Raw genomic sequence first — 23226 nt, 5'->3', positions numbered from 1 at the left:
GTCGTCCCCCCATTTTGGACCCAGGGGGACCCGACCCTACGGTTCGATGATCCCCTCGCGGATGGCGTAGCGGACCAGCTCCACCCGGTCCGAGATGTTCAGCTTCTGCATCACATTGGCCCGGTGGGTCTCCACGGTCTTCAGGGAGATGTTGAGCATCTCGGCGATCTCCCGGTTCTTGTACCCTTCCGCCGCCAGCTGGACGATCTGCCGTTCCCGGGCCGTCAGCACGTCCTCGGGACCCCGGGTCCCTTCCCGCATGTGGCGCATATACTCCTCGATCACCTGCCGGGTGACCGTCGGGTGGAGGTAGTAGTCGCCCCGCTGGACGGCCCGGATCGCCTCCACCAGCTCATCGCCCGCCGCCTTCTTGACGATGTAGCCGGAGGCACCGGCCCGCAGGAGCTGGAGGATGTACCCCTCGGTGTCGTGGACCGTCAGGCCGAGGACCTTCACCTCGGGCCACCGGCGCTTCACCAGTGCGGTCGCGTCGATGCCGTTCAGCTCCGGCATGCTGATGTCCATCAAGACCACATTAGGCTGGGTCTCTTCCACCTTCTCCAGCGCTTCCCGGCCGTTGGCCGCCTCCCCCACCACCTCGATGTCGGGGTGGCTTCGCAGGATGAGCCCGATGCCCTCGCGGATCATCTGCTGATCATCAACAATCAGGACCCGAATGGGTGTCATGGTCGGACACCTCCTCACTCTCCAAGGGGATCCGGGCGGTCACCCGGGTGCCCTGCCCTGGAACCGACTCCAGGGAGAAGCTGCCGTCAAAGAGCCGGATCCGCTCCTCCATGCCAGTGAGGCCCATGCCCCCTTCAGCGTTCTGGGAAACCTCTTCGGGGCGGAAGCCCACCCCGTCGTCCTCTACCCGGAGACAGATCCCCGTGTCGTCCTGGAAGAGATCGATCCAGACCTCCCGGGCCTGGGCGTGCCGGGCCACGTTGGTGATCGCCTCTTGGAGGACCCGGTAGACGGTGATCTCCACCTCTTCGGGCAGCTCCCGGTCGATGCGGGCCTGGAAGTGGAGGGTGACCCGGTCGCCCAGCATGGTCTCGGCCGCATGGCGGACGGCCGCGACCAGCCCCAGCTCATCCAACTGCTGGGGCCGCAGGGCCCAGATCACCCGGCTCAACGCGGCCAGAGCCCGGTCGGCCGCCTCCTCGACGGTCCGCATGGGCCCTTCGATGTCGCCGCCGGTCCGGATCTGGTGCTCCATGTGCTTCACGTTCAGGAGGAGCGCGGTGATCATCTGGCTCGTCTCGTCGTGGAGCTCCCGGGCCACCCGTTTCCGCTCCTCTTCCTGGGCCGTCACCACCATCCGGAGGAGCCGGCGACGGGTCAGCTCCTGGCGGCGGAGCTCCTGCTCCACCACCCCCAGGCGCCGGGCCTGGATCTGCGCGGTCTCCACCAAGATCCCCGAGAGGTAGCCCGCCATGAGGAAGAAGAGCCCGTCCACCACCAGGTGGAGGACCGCCCCTTCGGGACCGGCGCCGGGCGGCAGGGTCCGGTGGCTAGGCCCGCCGGCCGCTTGGGACGGGAGGAGGCCCCAGACCTCCAGGCCCAGCTCCAGACCGCTCACCAGGGTGATGGCCACGGCCATGACCAGGCTGGCCTTCCGGCCGCCTGTCAAGGCGGCCAGCATGACCAGGCCGATCCAGAGCCAGTGGAAGGGGCTCTGGATGCCGCCCGTCCAGTAGATCAGGGCGGTGACCAGGAGGCTGTCCACCACCAGCTCCACCAGGGCCATGGTGGGGTCCACCTCGTCGTACCGCTCGAGCAGGATGGTGAAGAGGGGCTGAAGGGCCACGTAGATGACGGTGATGGCCAGAACGGGCAGCAGCGGGTAGCCGAGGCTGAAGCCCACCTTCAACCCGACCAGAATGAGGGCGGCCAGCCCGCCGACCAGCCAGCGGCTGCGGGTGTAGGTGTCCAGCCACTGGTAGGTGAGCAGCGGCCGGTGCCGCCGGCTGCTCAGGTGAAGAGCCATCGGCTGCGCCTCCTCTCCCTATCCCCTCCCCGGTCCCAGAGGCCTCCATCCCGCCGCCGCCCTGCCCCTACGCCCCCGTTCCCTCGCCGGCCGGGAGGGCTGGGGGCGTGCTCCGGGCCGCCCCGCGGGAACGGGCCTGGGGCGTGGGCCCGAAGGCGATCAACCCACCCGCGGCCATGATGTAGGCGCCCCACCACATCCAGCTGATCAAGGGATGCCAGACCAGGGTGAAGCTGGCTTGGCGGCCGCCTTCCTCCCACCCGTTCAAGATCACGTAGAGGTCCCCCCGGGGGCCCCCCAGGATGGCCGGCTCGGTGGTGGGCCGGGCGTAGGTGTAGAAGACCTTCTCGGGCCGCAGCCGGCCCAGGGGCCGGCCATCCCCCAGGAGGATGAGCTCCGCGTGGATGGTCACCTGGGAGGGGGAGTCCATCCGCTGCCGGAGCCCCGCGTAGTGGAGCCGGTGACCGGCGAGCTCGGTCATCTGGCCCGGCTGGAGGACCACGTCGGCGGAAGTTTCGAAGACGGTGGCGCCCACCATCCCCACCACCATCACCGCCACCCCGATGTGGACCAGGTAGCCCCCCACCCGGCTGGGATTCCGCCGGGCGGCCCGGAGGGCCCCCTTCAGCCGCCCGCCCAGGCCGCGGGCGTGTCCCCGGAAGCCCTTGAGCAGTTCGGGGAGGGTGACGGCGAGGGCGAAGAAGCAGGCCAAGGCGGCGGCCAAGGCGAGGCCGTGATGGATTCCCGCCGCGGCCAGACCCAGGGTGACGGCCCCCGCCAGGCCCAAAGGCCAGACCAGCCGCCGCCAGGTTCGCCGGGTGGCCCGCCCCCAGGGGAGGAGGGGGGCCAGCCCCATCACCGCCACGATGAGAAGGCCGATGGGGGGCACCACCCGGTTGTAGAAGGCCGCGTCCAGCTGGATCCGGGTGCCCAGGAGCCAGCCCGAGAGGATGGGCGAGAGGGTGCCCAGGAAGACCACCAGCGCCGCCGCGGCCAGGAGGAGCATGGCCAGGAGGAAGCTCCCCTCCCGGCTGATCGGGTTGTCCACCCCCACCTCATCCTGCAGGAGGTCGCGCCGCCAGATCAGGATCGCCACCGTCCCGACGGTGAGGAGGATGAGGAAACCCAGGAAGAGGCTGCCCAGGGTGCTGGGCGCGAAGGCGTGGACGGAGCTGACCACGCCGCTCCGGGTCAGGTAAGTGCCGAAGATGGTGAGGAGGAAGGTGGCGGCCAAGAGCCCCACCGTGCCCACCTTGAAGCAGCCCCGCTGCTGCCAGACCCGGGCTCCGTGGAGGTAGGCGGTGGCCGTCAGCCACGGGATGAGGGAGGCGTTCTCCACCGGATCCCACGCCCAGAAGCCGCCCCAGCCCAGCTCCACGTAGGCCCACTGCATCCCGTAGACGATCCCCAGGGTGAGGAAGAGCCAGGCGGCCAGGCTCCACCGGCGGCTCCGCTCGATCCAGGCATCGCTCCCATCGCCCAGGATCAGGGCCCCAAAGGCCAGGGCGAAGGGCACGGTGAACCCCACGTACCCCAGGTAGAGGGTGACGGGGTGGATGAGCATGCCGGGGTTCTGCAGGAGGGGGTTGAGGCCCCGCCCGTCGGCAGGGGGGGTGGCGACCGCGCCGAAAGGCGAGCTGACGGTGACCACCAAGAGCTCAAAGAAGAGCGCGATCCCCAAGAGGAGCGCGCCCGCGGGCGCCTCCAGCCGGTCGGCCGCTTCCGGGCCCTGGGAGCCCCTCCGCCAGCCCAGCGCGAGGAAGCCCTCCACCAGCAAGATCCAGAGCCACAGCAGGAGGGACCCCTCCTGCCCCGCCCAGAAGGCGGCGACCCGGTAGAGCAGGGGCAGGTCCCGGTTGGTATGGCGCACCACGTACGCGAAGCGGAAATCGGTCTGGATGAGGGCGACCATCAGGATGAGGGAGGCGGCAGTGACCAGCAGGGTGGCCAGCCCCAGCGCGACCCGCCCCTGGCGGGCCAGCTCAAGGCGTCCCTGGCGCGCCGCGCGCCCGTACGCCACCAGCCCGAAGAGGGTGGCGGCGGTGGCGGCCAAGAGGAGCCCGTGGCCGACGAATGGCATCACCGATCACGTCCTTTGGGGATCTCTGCCGGGTGCTCGGCCCCTTCCGCGGCTTCGTACTTGCTCGCGCACTGGACCATCAGCGTCTCGGCGTGGAAGGTCTCACCGTGGAACCGGCCTTCCACCACCACCCCGCTGCCGTCCTGGAGGTTGTCGGGACGGGCGCCATGGTAGACCACGGGCACCTGCCCGCCCTCATCCTCCATCAGGAAGCTGAGCCGGAAGTCGGTCGGCTGGTCGACGATGCTCCCGGGGGTGACGTTCCCGGCGATGCGGAAGCGCTGCCCGGGCTGGGCCTCCTCCTTGGCCAGCGCCTCGCCGATGGTCAGGTAGTAGGTGGCGCCACCCTGCAAGGCCGGAATCAAGAGCGCGCCCGCGCCGGCCAGGGTGATCACCACCAAGATGAGCTTCCATCGCTTCCGCATAGACGTCATCCTCTCCGGGACGGCCGGGCCGGAGGGACGGGCCGGACCCCGCTCTCTTGCCCGGCGGAACCCACGGCCGAACGCCCACCCTTCGGGGCAGGACCCGAGATCGTCACCTCGGCCCTCGGGCCCAGCCCCGATGGGAACCGGGCCTTCCGCTTCCATTCTAGGTGGGCGGCCGGACTTGTGCTAGTGCCCATTTTCACTAATTGCCTAGGACGGACGCCCCAGGGCTCCCGGGACATGGGGGCTCAACCCGGTTCAGGCGTCCCGGGTTCCCTCCTGCCGCAGGACCTCCACCAGGGTCGAGGGGGCGTCGGTGATGATCCCCGCCGCGCCCAGGACGGCCCACCGGCGCATGGCATCCCGGTCGTTCACCGTCCAGATCTGGACCGGCAGCCCCCACTCGGCCGCCCGCTCGATGAGGTTCTTGCTGGCCACCGGGAGCAGGCCGTACCGCTCCGGCACCTGGAGCACGTCGCCCGGCGGCCCGGGGTAGAGGAAGCTGAGACCCAACCGTTCCAAGAGGACAAAGTGGAGGGCCTCCGGAAGGCTGAAGCCCGTCGCCACCCCAGGGGCCAGGGACCGGAAGTGGTCCAGCACCTCCCGGTGGAAGGAGGAGACCACCACCCGGCTCGCGGCCCCATAGGCCTCCACCAGACGGGCCACCTCTTCGGCCAGGCGGGGCTCGTTCATCTTCATCTCGATGATGAGGGGCGTCTCCGGGTGGGCCTGGAGCACCTCCTCCAAGGTGGGCACGCCGATCCCCACGCCCCGCAAGGGATAGGTGCTGCCGTCGGGCGAGTAATGGTACGCCGCATCCAGTTCCCGCACCTGGTCCAGGGTGAGGTGGGCGATGGGCCCGGTCCCGTTGGTCGTCCGGTCCACGGTGCTGTCATGGAGGACCACCACGTGACCGTCAGCCGTCAGGTGGACGTCCAGCTCCAGCGCGGTGGCCCCGACCGTCTCGGCCTGGCCGAAGGCGACCAGGGTGTTCTCAGGCGCCTCCAGGGCCCCACCTCGGTGGGCGATGACCTGGACCACCCCCGGCTGGAGGCCGGCCACCGCCGGGAGGCGGCCGAGGGGCGCACCCGCCCACCAGGCGAGGAGCCCAAGGAGGAGAGCCACCACCAGCGCGCCGCTCCCCAGCTGGCCCAGGGCCCGCCGGGCCAGAGGCCCGCCCGGGCCCCACTCCCGGGTGGTCAGGCCCAAGGTCAGGAAGAGCCAGGGCGCGCCCACCGTCACCCAGAGGGCCGCCAGCCCATACCCGAGAAGGCTGGGCAGCCCTGCGGGCACCCAGCGTTCCACGAGGTAGACGATGGCGAAGAAGCCCCCGTAGCCCAGGAGGAGCTTCCCCACCTGGGCGGCGGGGCTCCCCTGGGGCCGATAGGCCAGGGCGTGGCGCCCCACCCAGTCGCCGAGCAAGAAGCCCGACAGGAACCCGAGGATCCGGACGGCCCCGGAGTTGGGGTTGAGGAAGAGAAGGATGGGCATGGCCAAGATGATGAGGAGCGCCTTCACGCCCACAGGCCAGCGATTGCCCCAACCCCGACGGTATCCCGTGAAGAAGAGGGCGACGAGCCCAAACCCCAAAGCCAAGCCGCCCAGGATGTCGGCCAGGTAATGGACCCCCAAGTAGAGCCGGGAGAGGCAGATGAGGGGGATGAGGATGGCCGCCAGCCAGCCCAAGAGCCGGGAGCCGTAGGCCAGAGCCAGGGACGTCCAAAGGGTGGAGGAGCCCTGCGCGTGGCCCGAGGGGAACCCAGGGCTTGTCTCCTGGATGAGGAGGCGGACCCCGTCGGCCGGGTTGGGCCGGGGGAGGGCGAGCCACTCCTTGAGGATGCCGTTGAGGCTCATGGAGACCAGGAAAACCAGGGCCACCTGGCGGGCGTTCCGCCGGTCGGTCAACCAGTAGAGGGCGGGCAAGAGCAACGTGTAGGCGAGCTCGTCTCCTAAGGCGGTGATCCAGAGGAAGAACTGATCGAGCCAGGGGCTCGCCAGTGCCTGGAGCCAGATGTTGACGGCAGGATCGAACACGACCGGTGCCCCCTTCTGTTCCAGCCCGGGGACGAAACCCTACGTCCGCAGACCGGTCCGTTCGCGCACTTCCTCCATGGTCGCCCGGGCCACCTTCCGGGCCTGGTCAGCCCCGGCGGCCAGGATGGCCCGGAGCTCCTCCTGGCGGTGGATCAGCTCCTGGTACCGCTCGCGGATGGGCTCCAGGTGCGCAATCATGTGATCGGCCACCGCGTCCTTCAACTCCACATACCTGAGGGTCCCTTGGTCGTAGGCCTCCCGGAGGGCCCGGTAGGTGGCCCCCTCGGTGTCGAAGACCTCCAGCAGGGTGAAGAGGTTCCGCACGCCGGGGCTCATCTCGCCGCTGGTGGGGCCGGTGTCGGTCACCGCCCGCCGGATCTTGCGGCGGATCTCATCGGGCTCGTCGGTGAGGGCGATGTAGCTGCCCGGCACGCTCTTGGACATCTTCCGTTCCGGGTCGTTCAGGGCCATGATGCGGGCGCCCGTGGTGAGGCGGGCTTGGGGCTCGGGGAAGGTGGGGCCGAAGGCAGCGTTGAAGCGCCGGGCGATCTCCCGGGTCAGCTCCAGGTGCTGGAGCTGGTCCTCCCCGACGGGGACGGTGTCCGCCTTGTAGAGCAGGATGTCCGCGGCCATGAGGATCGGATAGTTGAGCAGGCCGGCGTTGATGCTCTGCGCGTGCTGGCGGGCCTTGTCTTTGAACTGGGTCATCCGCTGCAGCTCGCCGAGAGGTGTCACACACCCCAGAATCCAGGCGAGCTCTGTCACTTCCGGCACGTGGGACTGGATGAAGAGGCTGGTCTTCTCCGGGTCCAATCCGGCCGCCAGGTTGACGGCGGCTGCCTCCAGAACCCGCCGGGGGAAGCTTTCCGCGTCGTACGGGATCGTCATCGAGTGGTAATCGACAATACAATAGAACGATTCCATCTCATCCTGCAGACGGACCCAGTTCCGGATGGCCCCCACGTAGTTGCCGATGTGGACCACCCCGGTGGGCTGGATCCCCGAGAAGACGCGGCTCATCCCCACACCTCCCGACGTTCCTTTGTCGATTCTGCGCGAGCCCTTCCGTTCTGTCAACCTGGGGCCCCCGAGCCCCCCGGAACCCATCCTCAGAAGAAGGGGGTGTACCTCGTGCCGGCCGTGCTGCTCTTACCGGTCTTCTCCGACTGGGTGGTGGAAAACCTCTCCCACCTGGGGCCCGGGTCCACCTACCACCTGGCGTACGAGCCGGCCCGGGTGGAGTTGGAGGTGCTGGAGGACCTGCGGGAGGGAGCGATCCGGCCCGGCCTCCCGGCCGAGGTGGTCCGGGTGGATGGGGAGCAGCTCATCCCCGTGGCCCGGGCCCGGCTCACCCGGGTCCATGAGTACCCAGGCTACTACCGCTTCGACTTCGTCGTGGAAGCGGTCCTCCCTCGCCTGGTCCCCCGCCCCTTGGCGGGACGGCCCCCCCGGGTCCAGTTCGCCTCGCCCGGCGGGCCTTCCCCGTCGCCGGTCGGGCTTCCAGGCCACCCACCGTCCCCTCCCGCCCCGGAACCGCCGGGCGCCCGGTGAGGCTGGCCCGCCCTTTGCCACGCCCTGGCAAGCCGCATACTTCCCCCCTGGGGCGGCCACTCTAGCCTTCGATTCCGCCTCTCCCGGAAGGGCGGAAGGCGCGCGGGAGGGGCCGGAGGCGGGCCAGCATGGGAGGGGGCGAGGGGATGGCGCAGGCGAACAACCCGGAGCCCGGCCGGGACGGGTGGACAGGCTGGACGCCCGATCCACCACCCGATCTCCGGGATGAACCGCCCGAACGCCTGCTGGAGTACTACCGGCAGATGCAGGTGATCCGCCACTTCGAGGAACGGGCGGCCCAGGCGTATACCCAGGGCCGGATCGGCGGCTTTCTCCACCTGGCCAACGGCGAGGAGGCTCTGGCCGTGGGCGGGCTGGCCGCCTTGGAGCCTGAGGACGACCTGATCACCCATTACCGGGACCACGGGGTGGCCCTGGCCCGGGGGAGCGACCCAGGGCGGGTGATGGCCGAGCTCTTCGGCCGGGCTGACGGCGTCAGCGGCGGCCGGGGCGGCTCCATGCACCTGGCCGACGCCGGCCGGCGTTTCTGGGGAGGCCACGCCATCGTGGGCATCCACCTGCCGATCGCGGCGGGCCTGGCCCTGGCACACCAGTACCGGAAGGAGCCCCGGGTCGTCCTCTGCATCTTCGGTGACGGGGCCACCAACACGGGGGCCTTCCACGAGGCCCTCAACCTCGCGGCCACCTGGGAACTGCCCGTCATCTTCCTTTGCCAGAACAACCTGTACGGGATGGGGACCGCCATCGAGCGGGCCATGCGGGTGACGGAGCTCCACCGCCGCGGGGCCGCCTATGGGATCCCGTCGGCCCGGATCAACGGCATGCGCCTCCTGGAGGTCCGGGCCGCGGTGGCCAGCGCCGCCCGCTGGGCCCGGGAGGGGAAGGGCCCCGTCTTCCTTGAGGCCCTCACCTACCGGTACCGGGGCCACTCCATGGCCGACCCAGAGCTGTACCGGACCAAGGAGGAGCTGAAGGCGTGGCGGGCCTGGGACCCCATCCAGCTCTTCGCCCAGGAGCTCCTGGAGGCGGGCGTGGTGACACCCGAGGCCTTGCGCCGGGCGGACCAGGAGGCGGAGCAGGTGGTGGAGGCGGCCATCGCCTTTGCCGAGCAGAGCCCCGAGCCTGACCCGGCCACCCTCCACCACGGGGTCTACCGGGCCCCGCTGGCGGCGGCCCTCCCCGCAGGAGGGGGGAACGGCGTTGGAGCTCACCTACCGTGAGGCCGTCCGGCGGGCTCTGATGGAGGAGATGGAACGGGACGAGCGGGTCTTCATCATGGGCGAAGACGTGGGAGCCTACGGCGGCTCCTACGCGGTGACCAAAGGGCTCTTGGCCCGGTTCGGCCCCGAGCGGGTGCGGGACACGCCCATCTCCGAGGCGGCCATCGCGGGAGCCGGCATCGGCGCCGCCTTAGGCGGCCTCCGCCCCGTGGTGGAGATCATGAGCATCAACTTCATCCTCCCCGCCGCGGACCAGCTGATCAACGGTGCGGCCAAGATCCACTACATGTTCAACGGCCAGTTCCACGTGCCGCTGGTGGTCCGCACCGTCAACGGCGGGCGGCGTCTGGCGGCCACCCACTCCCAAAACCTGGAGGTCCTCTTCGCCTTCATTCCGGGGCTGAAGGTGGTCACCCCCGCCTCCCCGGCCGACGCCTATGGGCTCTTGAAGGCAGCCATCCGCGATCCCGATCCTGTGCTCTTCGTGGAGAGCGCCCTGCTCTACAGCATGAAGGGGCCGGTGCCCGACGACCCCGACTTCCTCGTCCCTCTGGGCCAGAGCCTGGTCCGGCGGGAAGGCCGGGATCTCACCCTGGTCGCCCACTCCCGGGGCGTGGTGGTCGCCTTGGAGGCGGCCGAGCGGCTGGCCGCCCAAGGGGTGGAGGCCGAGGTGGTGGACCTCCGGACCCTGCGGCCCCTGGACATGGGTCCCGTCCTGGCCTCGGTGCGGAAGACGGGCCGGGTGGTCATCGTGGGGGACGACTGGCAAAGCTACGGCGTCGGAGCCGAGATCGCCGCCCGGCTGGCCGAGGAGGCCTTCGAGGCCCTGCGGGGACCCGTCCTCCGGGTGGGGGGCGCCGAGGTGCCCATGCCGTATGCCGCCAACCTGGAGCGGCTCGCCCTGCCCCAGGTGGACGGGGTGATCCGGCGGGCAGCCCGCCTTCTGGAAGGGGATGGGGCATGGCTCGTCAGGTGATCATGCCGCAGATGGGCTTCGACATGCAGGAAGGCCGCCTGGTCCGCTGGTTGAAGCAGCCTGGGGACGCGGTGGAGAAGGGTGACGCCTTGGCCGAGATCGAAACGGACAAGGCGACGGTGGAGCTGGAAGCTTTCGAGAGCGGCCGCTTGGCCAAGCTCCTGGTGGAGGAGGGGGCGACGGTCCCCGTGGGGGAACCCGTCGCCCTTCTGGAGCCGCTGGCGGCCGCCCAGGCTCCCCCGACCCTGGAGGGGCGCGAGGTGGACGGGGCGGCCCGCCAACCCGCGCCCACCCGGGAGCCGGCCCCCGAGGGCACTCCCGCCGCTGCCCCGCCGTCTCCGCCCCCTCCGCCGGCAGAACCCGCCCCCCGGGGCATCAGCCGTGTCGCCCGCCAGATGGCCGCGGAGCAGGGCGTCGACCCGGCCACCCTCCAGGGGAGAGGCCCGGGAGGCCGCATCCTGAGCCACGACGTGGAGGAGGCGGCCCGCCAGAGCCAGGCTCAAGACGCCCAGCCCGCCATCACGGCCGGCGAGTACCGCTTCGTGCCCCGCTTCCACGATCCCGCCCACTACCTGGGCGAGGCCGCCGCTCCCCAGGCCCAGCGCCTGGCGGGCCAAACCCTGGGCGAGCACCCCTTCGCCCAGCCGCCGGCCACCACGGACCCTGAGACCACCCCGCCGGCAGGCGACGGGATCTCTTCGGCGGGGGAGGCGGCCCCTGCCCCGGCCAGCCCTGCCGCCCCGTCCCCTGCCCCGGCGGAGATCAAACCGTGGAGCCGGATGCGCCGCACCATTGCCCGCCGCATGAGCCAGTCCAAGAGGGAGATCCCCCACTTCTACGAGAGCGTCCAGGTGCTGATGGACCAGGCCCTCGCCTTCCGGGTGGACCTCAATCGGGAGCTCCCCGACGAGGACCGGATCACCGTCAACGACCTCCTGGTCCGGGCTTCCGCCCTGGCCTTGGAGGAGTTCCCCAACCTCAATGGAACCTACACCGACGAGGGCCTCCGGATCAACCCGACGGTGGACGTGGCCATCGCCGTGGCGGTGGAGGACGGGCTGCTCACCCCGGTGGTGCGGGACTGCAACGGGAAGGGTCTGGTGGAGCTGGCCCGGGAGGTCCACCGGGTGGTTCGGGCGGCCCGGAAGGGGCGCCTCAAGCCCGATGAGTATGCGGGGGGCACCTTCACTTTGAGCAACCTGGGCATGTTCGGCGTTGAGGCGTTCAGCGCCATCATCAACCCACCCCAGACGGCGATCCTGGCCGCCGGAGGGGCGCGTCAGCAGCCCTGGGTGGTCGACGGCCAGATCCAGCCGGCCACCGTCATGACGCTCACCTTGGCGGCCGACCACCGGGTGACCGACGGGGTGGAAGTCGCCCGGTTCCTCAACCGGATCCGGGAGCTCCTGGAACATCCCTGGTTGCTGGTAAACCCCCACCTGGCCAGATAAGGAGTGGATGGGGTGGCCGAGAGGTTCGACCTGGTGGTGGTGGGCGGGGGACCGGGCGGTTACGTCGGGGCCATCCGGGCCCGCCAGCTGGGGCTCCGGGTCGCCCTGGTGGAGCAGGAGCACCTGGGCGGCGTCTGCCTCAACTGGGGGTGCATCCCGACCAAATCCCTCCTCCACACCGCCGAGGTGCTCCGGCGCGTCCAGGAGGCCGGACGGTACGGCATCGAGACCGGCCCTGTCTCCGCTGACTTCGGCAAGGCCATCGATCTGAGCCGCCAGGCGGCCCAGCGGCTGGCCAAGGGCGTCAGCTTTCTCATGCGGAAGAACGGGGTCCACGTGGTGGAGGGCCGGGGACGGCTGGCCGGTCCCGACCGGGTGGTGGTGGAACCGTCGGGCGAGGAGCTGGTGGCCGATAAGATCCTCCTGGCCACCGGCGGCCGGCCCCGGAGCCTGCCGGGGGTGGAGCTGGACGGCGAGCTGGTCCTCTCCAGCCGCCACGCGCTCAGCCGGCGGGAGCTTCCCGGGCGTGTGGTCATCGTGGGCGGGGGCGCCATCGGTGTGGAGTTCGCCTCCATCTACCGCACCTACGGCGCCCAGGTGACGGTGCTGGAGATGCTCCCCCACCTCCTCCCCAACGAGGAGCCGGAGCTGGCTCAAGCCCTGGAGCGCGCCTTCCAGCGCCAAGGGATCCAGGTCCGCACGGGCGTGCGGGTGGCCGGCCTGGCGCGCCACGGGGGCCAAGTCCACCTCACCCTGGAGGGGGAGGCGGAGCCCCTGGAGGCAGACATGGTCTTGATGGCGGTGGGCACCCAACCCAACAGCGAGAACTTGGGCCTGGAGGAGCTGGGCATCGAAACGGACCGGGGCTTTGTCAAGGTGAACGAGCACATGGAGACGACCCGGCCGGGGATCTACGCGGTGGGCGACCTGGTGGGGCCGCCCATGCTGGCCCACGTCGCCTCGGAGGAGGCGGTGGTGGCCGTGGAGCACATGGCCGGCCGGCCTGTCCCCCGCCTCCAGCCCGAGCGGATGCCCCGGGCCACCTACTGCGAGCCCCAGGTGGCCTCGGTGGGGCTCACGGAGGCCCAAGCCCGGGAGCGGGGCTATGAGGTGGTCACCGGGGTCTTCCCCCTCCAGGCCAACGGGAAGGCGGTGGCCCTCCAGGAGACGGGAGGCCTGGTGAAGGTGGTGGGCGAGCGCCGCTACGGCCAGGTGCTGGGGGTGCACCTGGTGGGCCCGCAGGTGACGGAGATCTTGGCCGAGGCGGGGCTGGCCGTCAACATGGAGACCACCCTGGAGGAGCTGGGCGGGACGGTCCACGCCCACCCCACCATCGCCGAGGCCGTCCGGGAGGCGGCCCTGGCCGCGCTGGGACGGGCCATCCATATCTAACGGCCGAACGGCCGGATCAATGGGCGGCGGTGGACCGGCGGACGATGAGCCGGTGGGGCACCGTCACCTTGATCCGTTGGACGGGCCGCCCTTCGGCCAGGTCGATGGCCAGCCCAGCGCTCACCCGGCCGATCTCCCCCTTGGGCTGAGCGATGGTGGTGAGGGGCGGCTCCAGCCCTTCCGCCAGGGGCAGGTCGTCGAAGCCGGCCAGGGCCACATCCTCCGGCACCCGCAGGCCCGCCCGCCGCAAAGCTTGAAGAGCCCCCATGGCCATCTCGTCGCTGAAGGCGAAGAGGGCCGTCATCGCCACCCCCCGGGCCAGCAACCGCTCGGCCGCCTCCCGGCCGCCCCGGATGGAGAAGTCCCCCTCCTCCACCAGGGTCTCGTCCCAGGGGAGGCCCGCGCCCTGTAAGGCCAGGCGGCATCCCTTCAGCCGCTCCCCACTGGTGACGGGGTCGTCCAGCGGGCCCCGGATGATGCCGATGCGCCGGTGGCCTTGGGCGAGGAGGTGCTGCATCAGCTCGAAGGCGGCCGCCGCGTTGTCCACCCCCACACAGGGCACTTCGGGATCGGCCACATGGGCGCTGGCCAGGACCACGGGCATCCCGCTGCGCCGGAGCACCAGGGCGTGTTCGGGCCGGTAGGCGCTGGTGATGAGGAGGGAGGCCCGGCACCCCCGCCGGCGGACCTCCTCCAACAGCTCCAGCTCCCGCCGGAGGCGCCCCTCGCTGTCCGCGAGCAAGACCCCGTAGCCTCGGGCGGTGGCCGTCTCCACCACCCCTTTGAGCACCTCACCGAAAAAGGGGAAGGTGAGGTTGGAGATGATCAGCCCCAGGAGGTGCCCGCTCTTCAAGCGCAGGTCCCGGGCGGCCGGGTGGGGAGCGTAGCGGAGGCGCCGGATCGCCTCCTCCACCTGGCGGCGGGTGCTCTCCCGCACGGGGCCCCGCCCGTTCAGCACCCGGGAGACGGTGGAGGGGGAGACCCCCGCCACCTTGGCCACATCCCGGATGGTCGGCCGTCGGTTGTCACCCAACCCGATCAAGGCGTTCATCCTTACCTCGTCGTGCTTCCCTGTTCGTGGTCGGCCCGGGTCCGAACCCGGGCCCCGACCGGCGTCAGCCTTTGACGGCGCCCGCCAGGATGCCCCGGACGAAGTACCGCTGGAGGGCAAAGAAGACCGCCATGGGCACGGCCATGGAGACGAAGGCGGCCGCGGTCAGGAGGTGCCAGCTCTGGCCGTAGGAGCCCACCAAGGTGCTGAGGCGGACCGTCAAAGGCGCCACCGAGGGGCTCCCGCCCAGGTAGATGAGCCCCACCAGCAGGTCGTTCCACACCCAGAGGAACTGGAAGATGCCCAAGCTGGCCAGGGCTGGCACCGACAGGGGCAGGGCCAGGCGGAAGAAGGCGGTCAAAGGCGAGGCCCCGTCGATGAAGGCCGACTCGAAAAGATCGGCCGGCAGGGAGCCGAAGAAGTTCCGGAGCAGGTAGATGGCAAAGGGCAGCCCGTACCCCACGTGGGCCAGCCAAATGCCGACGAAGGTGCCCGCGAGCCCCAGGCGGCTGTAGAGGCGGAGGATGGGGATCAGCGTCATCTGCAGCGGCACCACCAAAAGCCCCACCACCACCAAGAAAAGGACATCCCGGCCGGGGAACTGGAACCAGGCGAAGGCGAAGGCCGCGAAGGCGGCAATGCCGATGGTGAGCAGGGTGGCCGGGATGGTGATGATCAGGCTGTTGACGAAGGCCCGGCCCATGCCCGCCGCCCCCAGCACCTCCCGGTAGTTCTGGAGGGTGTACTGGGTCAGGTCGAAGGGGTTGCGCAGGACGGTCCACCAGCCGGTGGCCGCCACGTCGTGGGCCGGCCGGACGGAGCTGACCAAGAGCCCCAGGGTGGGCAGGATCCAGACCAGGCAGGTGAGGATGATCACCAGGTGGACCAGCGGGGAGGCGCCCTCCCGTTCCATCAGCGCTCCACCTCCTGGCGCCGGAACCGGTGGATGTTGAGGAGCATCAAGGGCAGGATGGCCAGGAAGAGGATGACCGCCACCGCCCCGGCCCGGCCGAAGTTGCGGAACTGAAACATCTCCTTGTACATCCGGTTGGCCAAGACTTCCGTGCCGAAGTTGCCGTTGGTCATCACGTAGACGATGTCGAAGATCTTCAGGACGTTGATGATCATGGTGGTGGCCACCACCGCGATGGTCGACTGGATGTAGGGCAGGCTGACGTGCCAGAAGAGTTGCCACTCGCTGGCCCCGTCCACCCGGGCCGCCTCCTTCAGCTCCTTGGGGATCCCCTTGTAGGCGGCCGAGAGGATCACCATGGCAAACCCCGTCCAGATCCAGATCCCCACCATGATCAGGGCCAGGTTGTTCACCCACGGCTGCTCCAGAAGCCAGCCCACCGGCTCGCCGCCCAAGGCGACCACGATCTGGTTGAGGAGGCCGATCTGGTTGGCTCCGGGCGGGTTGTAGGCGTAGACGAACTTCCAGATGACGCCCGCGCCGACGAAGGAGACGGCCATGGGCAAGAAGATGATGGACTTGGCCACCCCCTCGTAGCGGACCCGGTCGGTGAGCACGGCCAGGAGGAGCCCCAGGCCCACGGTGACCGTGGTGAAGACCACCATCCAGAGGAGGTTGTTCCGGAAGGCCGTCCGCATGGCCGGCGAGGTGAAGGCGTAAACGTAGTTGGTCAGGCCCACCCACCCTTCCCCGTGCCGGTCCAGAAAGCTGGTGTGAATGGTGGCCAGGGTGGGGTAGACCAGGTAGAGCCCCAGGAAGAAGAGGGCGGGCGCCACAAAGGACCAGGTCCAAGAACGGCTGACCCGCATGGGAGTCCCTCCCCTCAGAAGACGGGCTGCCGGGGGCGCTCCCGCCCCCGGCAGAACCCGGCCCGTGGACAAAGCCACCGTCAGTCGGTGGCCGCGCCGCTGGTGTAGGCGTCGTCCGCGGCCGCCTCGATGAACTCCAGGACCGTGTCCAGGTCCTCGCCGCCGACATACATGAGCACGCCCTCCCAGAAGGCGCCCGAGCCGACGGCGGGCGGCATCAGGTCAGAGCCGTCGAAGCGGAAGACTTCGGCCTCCACCAGGGTCTGGGCCATCTTCCGGGTGAGCTCGTCGGGGTAGGCGTTGGGGGTGACCCGCCGGTTGGCCGAGAGCTTCCCGAGCTCCGACACCCAGATCGCCTGCGCCCCCGGTGTCACCAGGTAGCGGATGAGCGCCCGGGTCTCAGGCGTATCCCGGAAGACGCCGATCAGGTCCGCCGCGCCCAGGGCGGGCACGCCCCACTGGGGATCGATGGCCGGCAGGGGGAAGAAGTCGTAGTCTTCACCCGCCACCACCCCAGGGTTGTTCTCGGTGATGAAGCTGGTGATGAAGCTCGCCTGGCGGTGGAGGAAGGCCCTGGGCGGGTCGGTGAAGAGCGGGTTGACCGCGTCGCCGAAGTTGGTGGAGAGCACGGCCGTGGTGCCGCCGTAGACGTACCGCGGGTTGCGGGCGATCTCACCGAAGATCTCGAAGGCCCGCCGCACCGCCGGGTGGGTCCAGGGGATGTCGTGGTTGACCCACTGGTCGTACACCTCCGGGCCCGCGGTGCGGAGCATGATGTCCTCGATCCAGTCGGTGCCCGGCCAGCCGCTGGCCGCGCCCGACTCCAGCCCGATGGACCAGGCGGTGTGGCCGTCCCGGGCGATCTGCTCCGTCAGGGCCAGCAGCTCATCCCAGGTGGTGGGCACCTGGTAGCCCCGGGCGGCGAACTCTTTGGGGTTGTACCAGACCAGGCTCTTCAGGTCGGCCGAGAGGACGATGGCCACCAACTTCCCGTCGTAGGAGCCCATCTCCAGCCAGACGGGGGCGAAGTCCTCCCGGAGTTGGTCCATGTCGAGGATCTGGCTCAGGTCGACCAGATGCCCCCCAGCAGCCAGCTCCAGCATCTGCCCCGGATTGGGCAGGGCGGCCATGTCCGGCGGGTTGCCGGCAGCGACCCGAGTGGTCAGGACCGCAGGCAGGTCGCGGGTGCCGGTAAACTGGACGTCGATCCCCGTGGCCGCCTCGAAGGGTTCCAGGACCTTCTCGAAGGCCGCCAGCTCGTGGCCTCCCCAGGTTCCGAGGATGGTCACCTTGCCGCTCTGCGCGGAGAGGGCAGGCATGGTGACCAGGACCAACGCGATGACCATCCAGCCCGCGAGGTTCCGCCGAATGCGCACGCCGAACGCCTCCTATCCTCGCAAGTCTCGCCCGGAGACGCCGTCCCATCGCCTGGCCCGGGACCAAGGGATGAAATCGATTCTTGCTCGGAAAACGGCGTCACCGAGCCATTGACATCTTTGTCCTGGAACAGATTGATTCCTTCCCCATTTTTTGGGTCTTTCTGGAGGCCGCGGGTCTCGGAAAGGCGGAAAGTGCCGCGCTTCTCCGTCCCCAGCGGGGCGGCCAGGGCCCGGCGGGCGGGGCCAGGCAACCCCGCTGGGGCGCCGCCCTTCCCTCTCCCAGCCCGGGTTGACCCCTGCCGCGGGGAGCTTCTGTTAACAAAGGGTAAAGGTTCTCCGGAACCCGTTGACAGGGAGCGCAACCATGGCTATGCTACAGGTGACGGGACGCCAAGGAGCCCACCGGGACAAAAGCAGTCCCGCAAGACGCGGTGAGGGGGTAGGATGGTTGATCCATTGCCACGACTGCCACACGCCCAACTGGAGTGGCGTCGAGAACTGCCGGCGTTGCGGCGCTGACCTGTATGGCCGCCGCCAGGAGAGCCGCCCCCGGCGCACCCATTGGCTGCAGTCGTTGTTGAGCAACTTCGCCCTTTGGTAAGGTTTTGACCGTTTCAATCTTGCGTCCATAGGAGGTCGGTATGCCGGACCGACCTCCCCTCCCCGAACAGGCAGCCAGCCAGATGCCCAAGCGCGAGGAGCCCCCGGAACCCTCCGGGGGCTTCCCGCGTCCTGGCTCCGGCGCCGGGCCGGTGCTATACTGATGCTATCTGCAGCATCCCCCTGAGCCGTCAAAGGAGCGAGATCGTTGACCCCCCGACAGGAGCAGTTTCTCGAGGCCCTGGCCGAGATCTGCCGCCATCAGGAGGCAGCCCACTACACCGACGTGGCCCAGCGCCTCCAGGTGAGCAAGTGGACCGCCTACGACATGATGCAGCGGCTGGAAGCGGCCGGCTACGTGGAGCGGCTCTACGAGGTGGACCCCTCCACCGGCGGGCGATCCCGCATTCTCTTCCGCCCTGTGGCCGGGCAGGCCCCGGCGCGCCCCCAGGGACCGAGCCCGACCGAGCGGCTCCCCTCTGAGTGGCAGGCCCTGAGGCCCTGGCTCCTCCAGCAGGTCCAGGACGCCCAGGACCGGGGCGGCCCCCAGGTCCTCCACGATCTCCATGAAGCCCTCCGGGGGGCCCGGTCGCCCGGCGCCTTCTGCGCTGTCTTCACCACCGTGTTGCTGGTCACCCTGAAGCTGGTGGCCGACCGGCTGGAGGTGGCGTGGCTGGTGGAGACCTTCCTCCCTTCCACCCCTTCCCAGGCGAGCCTCTTGCTCTTTGCCGGCGCCGCGCTGGCCATCCTCTACCGGTCGGGACACGCCCTCGCCCACCGGGTCGCCTCCCATGCGCCTCGGTACCGGGAGACCCTGGCCCGCCTGGATGACGCCCACCACGCGGCCTTGAGCCTCCTGGCCCAAGATCTGGCCCGCCATCTGTGGGCTGACCCGGCCCCTTCCGCCTGACCCTGAACCCGCTGGGGCATCCCAGGGGTGCTGGCCCAGGGCGGGCACCTTACCGCAGGAAAATTCCCACTTTCCTCGAAAGGTCCGGGGGAGGGGAAGCGTGTGGCAGCGCGGATGATGGCTCTGGCGAAAGTGGCCCCCGCCCCCGGTGCCCAGCTGGTGGAGCGGCCCGTGCCCCATCCCGGTCCGGGGGAGGTCCTCATCCAGGTGACCACCGCCGCCATCTGCGGCACCGACGTCCACATCTACCAGTGGAACCCCTGGGCCCAAGCCCGCCTCAAGCTCCCCCTCATCTTCGGCCACGAGTTCTGCGGGCGCCTGGCCGCCCTGGGCCCCGGGGTCGACCCCGAGCGCTTCCCCGTGGGCGCCCCCGTCACCGCCGAGATGCACTTCGCCTGCGGCTGGTGCGCCTACTGCCGGACCGGCCAGGCCCACATTTGCCAGAACATCCAGATTGGTGGCGTCGACCGGGACGGGTGCTTCGCCTCCTATGTGGTGGTGCCCGCGGCCAACGTCTGGAAGCTCGATGGGACCATCCCCCACGAGGTGGCCGCCATCATGGACCCCCTGGGCAACGCGGTCCACGCGGCCCTGGCCACGCCCTTGACGGGGCGCCACGTCCTCATCACCGGCGCCGGGCCCATCGGGTTGGCCAGCATCGGGATCGCCCGCCTGGCGGGCGCGGCCGGGGTGACCGCCAGCGACCCCAGTCCCTACCGGCGGACGCTCGCGGAGAGGATGGGCGCCCAGGCCCTGGACCCCCAGGACCGCCTGATCCCCCGGCTCCTCGAAGCGACGGGCGGTCTGGGGGTCGATGTGGTCCTGGAGATGTCGGGCCACCCCGAGGCCATCCGCCAGGGCTTGGCCGCCCTCCGCAAGGGCGGGGAGATGATCCTGCTGGGCCTGCCCCATCAGCCTGTCACCTTGGACCTGGGTGAGGGGGTGATTTTCAAGGAGATCACCCTGCGGGGCCTCAACGGCCGGCGCATGTTCCAAACCTGGTACCAGACCGCGGCCCTCCTCCGAGCCGGTCTGGACGTCCGCCCGCTCATCACCCACCGCTTCCCCCTGGAGCGGTACCAAGAGGCCTTCGAGCTGATCGCGTCCGGCCAGTGTGGCAAGGTGCTCTTGATCCCCCCGCAGCCCTGAGGCCGGGGCTGGGGGCCGCGCAAGGGAAGGAGGGCGCGCCATGGCGCACGACGGGTTCAGCTTCTTGGCCCAGGAGTTGGAGCAGCTGAAGGGCCAAGGGGTCTACCGGCTGCCCCGGGTGGTCCAGGGACGGCAGGGCGCCCGGGCCGTCATCGACGGCCGGGAGGTGATCAACCTCGCCTCCAACAATTACCTGGGCCTGGCCACCCACCCCCGCCTCATCGAGGCGGCCCGGCGGGCGGTGGAGGCCTATGGGGTGGGTTCGGGGGCCGTGCGGACCATCGTCGGCACCCAGGACCTCCACCAGATCCTGGAGGTCACCCTGGCCCGGTTTAAGAGGACCGAAGGGGCGCTGGTCTACCAATCGGGCTTCACCGCCAACGCGGGGACGGTCGCCGCCATCCTCGGCCCAGGGGATGTGGTGGTCAGCGACGAGCTGAACCACGCCAGCATCATCGACGGCTGCCGCCTGAGCCGGGCCACCATCAAGGTCTACCCCCACGGGGACATGGCAGGCCTGCGGGAGAAGCTCGAGGAGGCCCGCCGGGAGGTCCGGGAGGGAGGCCGGATCCTGGTGGTCACCGACGGAGTCTTCAGCATGGACGGCGACATCGCCCCACTGCCGGAGATCGTGGGCCTGGCCCGGGCATACGGCGCCCTCACCATGGTGGACGACGCCCACGCCTCGGGCGTCTTGGGGGACCACGGGCGGGGCAGCGTGGACCACTGGGGCCTCCACGGCCAGGTGGACATCCAGGTGGGGACCCTCTCTAAGGCGGTGGGGGTGCTGGGCGGCTATGTCGCCGGCAGCCGGACCTTGATCGAGTACCTCCTCCACCGGGCGCGCCCCATCCTCTTCAGCACTTCCCACCCGCCAGCGGTGACCGCCGCCTGCATCGAAGCCATCCGCCTCATGGAGGAGAGCGATGAGCTCATCCAGCGCCTGTGGGCCAACACCCGCTTCTTCCAGGCCGAGCTGCGCGCCCTGGGCTTCGACCTCGGGCCCACCCAGACCCCGATCACGCCCATCATGGTCGGCGACGAGCGGGCGGCGATGGCTTTCTCAGACCAGCTCTTCGAGGAGGGGGTCTTCGCGCAGGGGATCGCCTACCCCACCGTCCCCCGGGGCAAGGCCCGGGTCCGGACCATCGTCACCGCGGAGCACACCCAACAGGACCTGGAAGAGGCCCTGGAGGCCTTGGCCCGGACCGGCCGGCGGCTGGGGCTCATTCCCTAACCGGTCCCGGTCCCCCCTGCTCCCTTGGCCCACCCCCCGTCCCGGCGGGGGGCTCCTCCTCTCCGGGGGTGGGAAGGTGGCGGGCGAGGCGGACGAAGATCCAACCGGCCCCCATACTGATCAAGACCAGCACCGCGACCAGCACCATCAGGGGCCAGCTCTCGCCCAAGAGCCGGCCGGGCCCCCAGCCCCGCCGCGCGCTCAGGACGAAGGCGAGGCCGGCTGCCAAGAAGGTGAGGAAGAACGCCGCCTGGCCCAAGTAGCGCATGGTGTCGCCCCCTTGCCAAAAAGTGCAAGTTTTGGACGCGCCTTGGGAGGAATCCGCGCGTTGCAAGCGAATATTATTAGCCGAGACGAGTTTCCCCCAACCCCTCACGGGACCCGAGGAGGTACTTCGTGCCCCCCTCGGGTTCCTCCCTTTTTCTCCCGACATTCCTCGACAGAATCCCGCCCCGAGGCCGACGCTGTCATGATCTTGTGACAGCTTCTTGCAGAGAATGAAAGCATCTGGTAGACTAGGGGTCAATTGGAAGGAGGCCTTCGGTGAGCCGTCTTCACGACCTGTACCTCGATCGGGCGCTGGAAGGACCTCTGGCGCTCGAAACGTTTATCGACCAGATCCTCCAAGGATCGTTCGGTCCTGTCAGTGCCGACGAGGTGTACAGCTTCCTCGACCAGGTCGAGCAGGACATGCTCCAGAACATCCAGATCAAGGCCCAGGAACTTCCTCTGTATGCTGCCAGCCTCGGCGACGCGGAGGCCCGGGTCCGCGAACAGGTGGAAGCGCTCCGGAATCGGGTGCGCCGCAGGCTGGAAGGGTAGCAACCGCTTGCACAAGCCGACCAGTGGGGCCAGGCTGGCCGCGCGGAACCGGAGGGTGAGCACGAGCCAAGCGATGCTCGAACGAGCTCCAATGATGCTTAGCGAAGCGGAGCGTGAGGCCCAGCGCCTCCAACTCGAAATGGCAGAACTGCGCAAACGCCTGGAAGAGTGCGAGCGGTTGCCTACCTACGAAGAGGCTCCCGAAGTCTACCAGAGGCTGGATGAACTGGTGGTGGCCTACCTCCGGCTCCAGATGGAGTCGGGGGAGATCTGCCCCACCCCATGACCCCGGCAGCCTGACCCCGCAAGCCACCTCCCCGCCCCTGGCGGGAGGTGGCTTTTCGCCTCTGGTTCACGCCCGGGGGCGTTCCCGCGTCAGAACCTCCACCCGCTCGGTCCTCCCGTCCTCGTAGGTGAGCACCGCCTCGGCCACCCGGAAGTCCTGGTAGATGGCGGGCGCCATGGGCTGGGCCACCTCCCGGAAGAGGCGGACGGCCACCTCCCGCATCTCCGCGTCGGCGTGGAGGCTCCCCCGCTTCTCGAAGAACTCCCGCCAGGACCGGTGGTTGCCCGACATAACGATGTGGGTCTCGGTCATGTTGGGCAAGACGGCCCGGGCCGCCTCCCGGGCTCGCTTGCGGCGCAAGGTGCGGTCGGTGAGGCCCTCGAGGCGCCGGTTGCCCAGGGCGACCAGCCGGCGGTAGGCGTCCAGAGTCACCTGGTAGACCTCGTCCAGGATGGCCCGGGCCTCGGGATCGTCCCGGAAGAGGGGAGGCACCACCACCCGGGCCGCCCCCTCGTCGAAGAAGCGTTGGGAGAGCTGGGAGGGCGACAGGTGCCGGTGCCGGACGAACTCGTGGGTGAAGGAGCGGGAGACGCCGGTGAGGATAACGGTGAAGCCGGCGTGCTCCAGCACCGAGAAGTGCTCGTGGGCCAGGATGTTGGCCAGGTAGGCCCGGTTGGTCCGGCCCGAGGGGTTCTCCCAGCTCTGGTAGCAGGCCCGCCCAGCGAACTCCGCCAGCCGCTCCGCGTCCGCCTGGGCGTCGGTTACCCAGACCTGCCAGGGGGTCCCCTCAAACTGGTCGAGCACAAAACGGGTCTCGGCCACCTTCACAATCTGTAACCGCGCCTCCCGCACATCCCTCGCCTC

General features: G+C 69.8%; 22 protein-coding genes. 10 read left to right on the top strand and 12 right to left on the bottom strand.

The annotated features are described in order from the left end of the window. Positions 1–36 precede the first annotated feature (36 nt). From FWJ67_RS02520 to trpS, 6 genes are all read right to left on the bottom strand, one after another. Entirely contained in the window at positions 37–687 is a 651-nt protein-coding gene (locus FWJ67_RS02520) for a response regulator (protein ID WP_414481940.1), read from the bottom strand. Beyond that, positions 659–1993, bottom strand: coding sequence for an ATP-binding protein (locus FWJ67_RS02515; RefSeq protein ID WP_414481941.1), 1335 nt, complete (start codon positions 1991–1993; stop codon positions 659–661). The genes FWJ67_RS02520 and FWJ67_RS02515 overlap by 29 nt, the downstream gene beginning before the upstream one ends. Positions 1994–2060: 67 nt before the next feature. Beyond that, a complete protein-coding gene (locus FWJ67_RS02510; RefSeq protein WP_414482563.1) occupies positions 2061–4073 on the bottom strand; it encodes a heme lyase CcmF/NrfE family subunit in 2013 nt (670 codons plus the stop codon). After that, positions 4073–4498, bottom strand: coding sequence for a cytochrome c maturation protein CcmE (locus FWJ67_RS02505; protein WP_414481942.1), 426 nt, complete (start codon positions 4496–4498; stop codon positions 4073–4075). The genes FWJ67_RS02510 and FWJ67_RS02505 overlap by 1 nt, the downstream gene beginning before the upstream one ends. 261 nt (positions 4499–4759) lie before the next feature. Further along, on the bottom strand, positions 4760–6535 hold the full coding sequence (locus FWJ67_RS02500) for a glycerophosphodiester phosphodiesterase family protein (protein ID WP_414481943.1): 1776 nt from the start codon (positions 6533–6535) through the stop codon (positions 4760–4762). 39 nt (positions 6536–6574) lie between these two features. Then, positions 6575–7555 carry a tryptophan--tRNA ligase gene (gene trpS / locus FWJ67_RS02495; RefSeq protein WP_304172653.1) on the bottom strand — a complete coding sequence of 327 codons (981 nt, stop codon included), beginning with the start codon at positions 7553–7555 and terminating at the stop codon, positions 6575–6577. Between the two features lie 111 nt (positions 7556–7666). Between trpS and FWJ67_RS02490 the strand changes: the two genes are divergently transcribed. From FWJ67_RS02490 to lpdA, 5 genes are all read left to right on the top strand, one after another. After that, the gene (locus FWJ67_RS02490) at positions 7667–8086 is read left to right on the top strand and encodes a hypothetical protein (protein WP_304172652.1); all 420 of its coding nucleotides are present in this window, start codon (positions 7667–7669) and stop codon (positions 8084–8086) included. A 146-nt stretch (positions 8087–8232) separates the two neighbouring features. Beyond that, entirely contained in the window at positions 8233–9327 is a 1095-nt protein-coding gene (gene pdhA / locus FWJ67_RS02485) for a pyruvate dehydrogenase (acetyl-transferring) E1 component subunit alpha (protein ID WP_414481944.1), read from the top strand. Next, positions 9308–10303: an alpha-ketoacid dehydrogenase subunit beta gene (locus FWJ67_RS02480; protein ID WP_304172650.1), complete on the top strand. Its 996-nt coding sequence runs from the start codon at positions 9308–9310 to the stop codon at positions 10301–10303. Before pdhA ends, FWJ67_RS02480 begins: the two co-directional genes overlap by 20 nt. After that, positions 10288–11754, top strand: coding sequence for a dihydrolipoamide acetyltransferase family protein (locus tag FWJ67_RS02475; protein WP_414482554.1), 1467 nt, complete (start codon positions 10288–10290; stop codon positions 11752–11754). Before FWJ67_RS02480 ends, FWJ67_RS02475 begins: the two co-directional genes overlap by 16 nt. Positions 11755–11766: 12 nt before the next feature. Then, positions 11767–13146 carry a dihydrolipoyl dehydrogenase gene (gene lpdA, locus FWJ67_RS02470; RefSeq protein ID WP_304172648.1) on the top strand — a complete coding sequence of 460 codons (1380 nt, stop codon included), beginning with the start codon at positions 11767–11769 and terminating at the stop codon, positions 13144–13146. Between the two features lie 16 nt (positions 13147–13162). Here the strand turns inward: lpdA and FWJ67_RS02465 are convergent, their stop codons facing one another. The 4 genes from FWJ67_RS02465 to FWJ67_RS02450 form a co-directional block, all read right to left on the bottom strand. Next, positions 13163–14197, bottom strand: a complete 1035-nt coding sequence (locus tag FWJ67_RS02465) for a LacI family DNA-binding transcriptional regulator (RefSeq protein ID WP_304172647.1) — start codon at positions 14195–14197, stop codon at positions 13163–13165. Positions 14198–14261: 64 nt separating this feature from the next. Further along, positions 14262–15110: a carbohydrate ABC transporter permease gene (locus FWJ67_RS02460; protein WP_304172646.1), complete on the bottom strand. Its 849-nt coding sequence runs from the start codon at positions 15108–15110 to the stop codon at positions 14262–14264. Then, a complete protein-coding gene (locus FWJ67_RS02455; protein ID WP_304172645.1) occupies positions 15110–15979 on the bottom strand; it encodes a carbohydrate ABC transporter permease in 870 nt (289 codons plus the stop codon). Before FWJ67_RS02455 ends, FWJ67_RS02460 begins: the two co-directional genes overlap by 1 nt. An 80-nt stretch (positions 15980–16059) precedes the next feature. Then, the gene (locus FWJ67_RS02450; RefSeq protein ID WP_304172644.1) at positions 16060–17355 is read right to left on the bottom strand and encodes an ABC transporter substrate-binding protein; all 1296 of its coding nucleotides are present in this window, start codon (positions 17353–17355) and stop codon (positions 16060–16062) included. 811 nt (positions 17356–18166) lie between these two features. Between FWJ67_RS02450 and FWJ67_RS02445 the strand changes: the two genes are divergently transcribed. From FWJ67_RS02445 to FWJ67_RS02435, 3 genes are all read left to right on the top strand, one after another. Next, positions 18167–18868 (top strand): hypothetical protein, encoded by a 702-nt coding sequence (locus tag FWJ67_RS02445; RefSeq protein WP_304172643.1) that lies wholly within the window; start codon positions 18167–18169, stop codon positions 18866–18868. 102 nt (positions 18869–18970) lie between these two features. Then, positions 18971–20017, top strand: coding sequence for an L-threonine 3-dehydrogenase (gene tdh / locus FWJ67_RS02440; protein ID WP_304172642.1), 1047 nt, complete (start codon positions 18971–18973; stop codon positions 20015–20017). 40 nt (positions 20018–20057) lie between these two features. Further along, positions 20058–21254, top strand: coding sequence for a glycine C-acetyltransferase (locus tag FWJ67_RS02435; RefSeq protein ID WP_414481948.1), 1197 nt, complete (start codon positions 20058–20060; stop codon positions 21252–21254). On the opposite strand, the gene FWJ67_RS02430 is transcribed toward FWJ67_RS02435, so the two are convergent. Continuing rightward, positions 21244–21522, bottom strand: coding sequence for a hypothetical protein (locus tag FWJ67_RS02430; RefSeq protein WP_304172640.1), 279 nt, complete (start codon positions 21520–21522; stop codon positions 21244–21246). The genes FWJ67_RS02435 and FWJ67_RS02430 overlap by 11 nt on opposite strands. A 275-nt stretch (positions 21523–21797) precedes the next feature. On the opposite strand from FWJ67_RS02430, the gene FWJ67_RS02425 reads away from it, so the two are divergent. Further along, a complete protein-coding gene (locus tag FWJ67_RS02425) occupies positions 21798–22076 on the top strand; it encodes a hypothetical protein (protein ID WP_304172639.1) in 279 nt (92 codons plus the stop codon). Positions 22077–22170: 94 nt separating this feature from the next. Further along, positions 22171–22362 (top strand): hypothetical protein, encoded by a 192-nt coding sequence (locus FWJ67_RS02420; RefSeq protein WP_304172638.1) that lies wholly within the window; start codon positions 22171–22173, stop codon positions 22360–22362. A gap of 66 nt (positions 22363–22428) precedes the next feature. Here FWJ67_RS02420 and thyX read toward each other — a convergent pair whose 3' ends face one another. Beyond that, positions 22429–23214 carry an FAD-dependent thymidylate synthase gene (thyX, locus tag FWJ67_RS02415; protein ID WP_304172637.1) on the bottom strand — a complete coding sequence of 262 codons (786 nt, stop codon included), beginning with the start codon at positions 23212–23214 and terminating at the stop codon, positions 22429–22431. Positions 23215–23226 lie beyond the last annotated feature (12 nt).

It is taken from the genome of Limnochorda sp. (genome assembly GCF_047459355.1).
GTDB lineage: Bacteria > Bacillota > Limnochordia > Limnochordales > Limnochordaceae > Limnochorda.
Note: the sequence above shows the minus strand (reverse complement) of the source record. Positions and strands in the feature narration are given on the sequence as shown.

Bases quoted from the DNA above. Each gene is read 5' to 3' on its own strand.
- FWJ67_RS02520 (WP_414481940.1), bottom strand. From the start codon at position 687: ATGACACCCATTCGGGTCCTGATTGTTGATGATCAGCAGATGATCCGC.
- FWJ67_RS02515 (WP_414481941.1), bottom strand. From the start codon at position 1,993: ATGGCTCTTCACCTGAGCAGCCGGCGGCACCGGCCGCTGCTCACCTAC.
- FWJ67_RS02510 (WP_414482563.1), bottom strand. From the start codon at position 4,073: ATGCCATTCGTCGGCCACGGGCTCCTCTTGGCCGCCACCGCCGCCACC.
- FWJ67_RS02505 (WP_414481942.1), bottom strand. From the start codon at position 4,498: ATGCGGAAGCGATGGAAGCTCATCTTGGTGGTGATCACCCTGGCCGGC.
- trpS (WP_304172653.1), bottom strand. From the start codon at position 7,555: ATGAGCCGCGTCTTCTCGGGGATCCAGCCCACCGGGGTGGTCCACATC.
- pdhA (WP_414481944.1), top strand. From the start codon at position 8,233: ATGGCGCAGGCGAACAACCCGGAGCCCGGCCGGGACGGGTGGACAGGC.
- FWJ67_RS02475 (WP_414482554.1), top strand. From the start codon at position 10,288: ATGGCTCGTCAGGTGATCATGCCGCAGATGGGCTTCGACATGCAGGAA.
- FWJ67_RS02465 (WP_304172647.1), bottom strand. From the start codon at position 14,197: ATGAACGCCTTGATCGGGTTGGGTGACAACCGACGGCCGACCATCCGG.
- FWJ67_RS02460 (WP_304172646.1), bottom strand. From the start codon at position 15,110: ATGGAACGGGAGGGCGCCTCCCCGCTGGTCCACCTGGTGATCATCCTC.
- FWJ67_RS02455 (WP_304172645.1), bottom strand. From the start codon at position 15,979: ATGCGGGTCAGCCGTTCTTGGACCTGGTCCTTTGTGGCGCCCGCCCTC.
- FWJ67_RS02435 (WP_414481948.1), top strand. From the start codon at position 20,058: ATGGCGCACGACGGGTTCAGCTTCTTGGCCCAGGAGTTGGAGCAGCTG.
- FWJ67_RS02430 (WP_304172640.1), bottom strand. From the start codon at position 21,522: ATGCGCTACTTGGGCCAGGCGGCGTTCTTCCTCACCTTCTTGGCAGCC.
- FWJ67_RS02420 (WP_304172638.1), top strand. From the start codon at position 22,171: ATGCTTAGCGAAGCGGAGCGTGAGGCCCAGCGCCTCCAACTCGAAATG.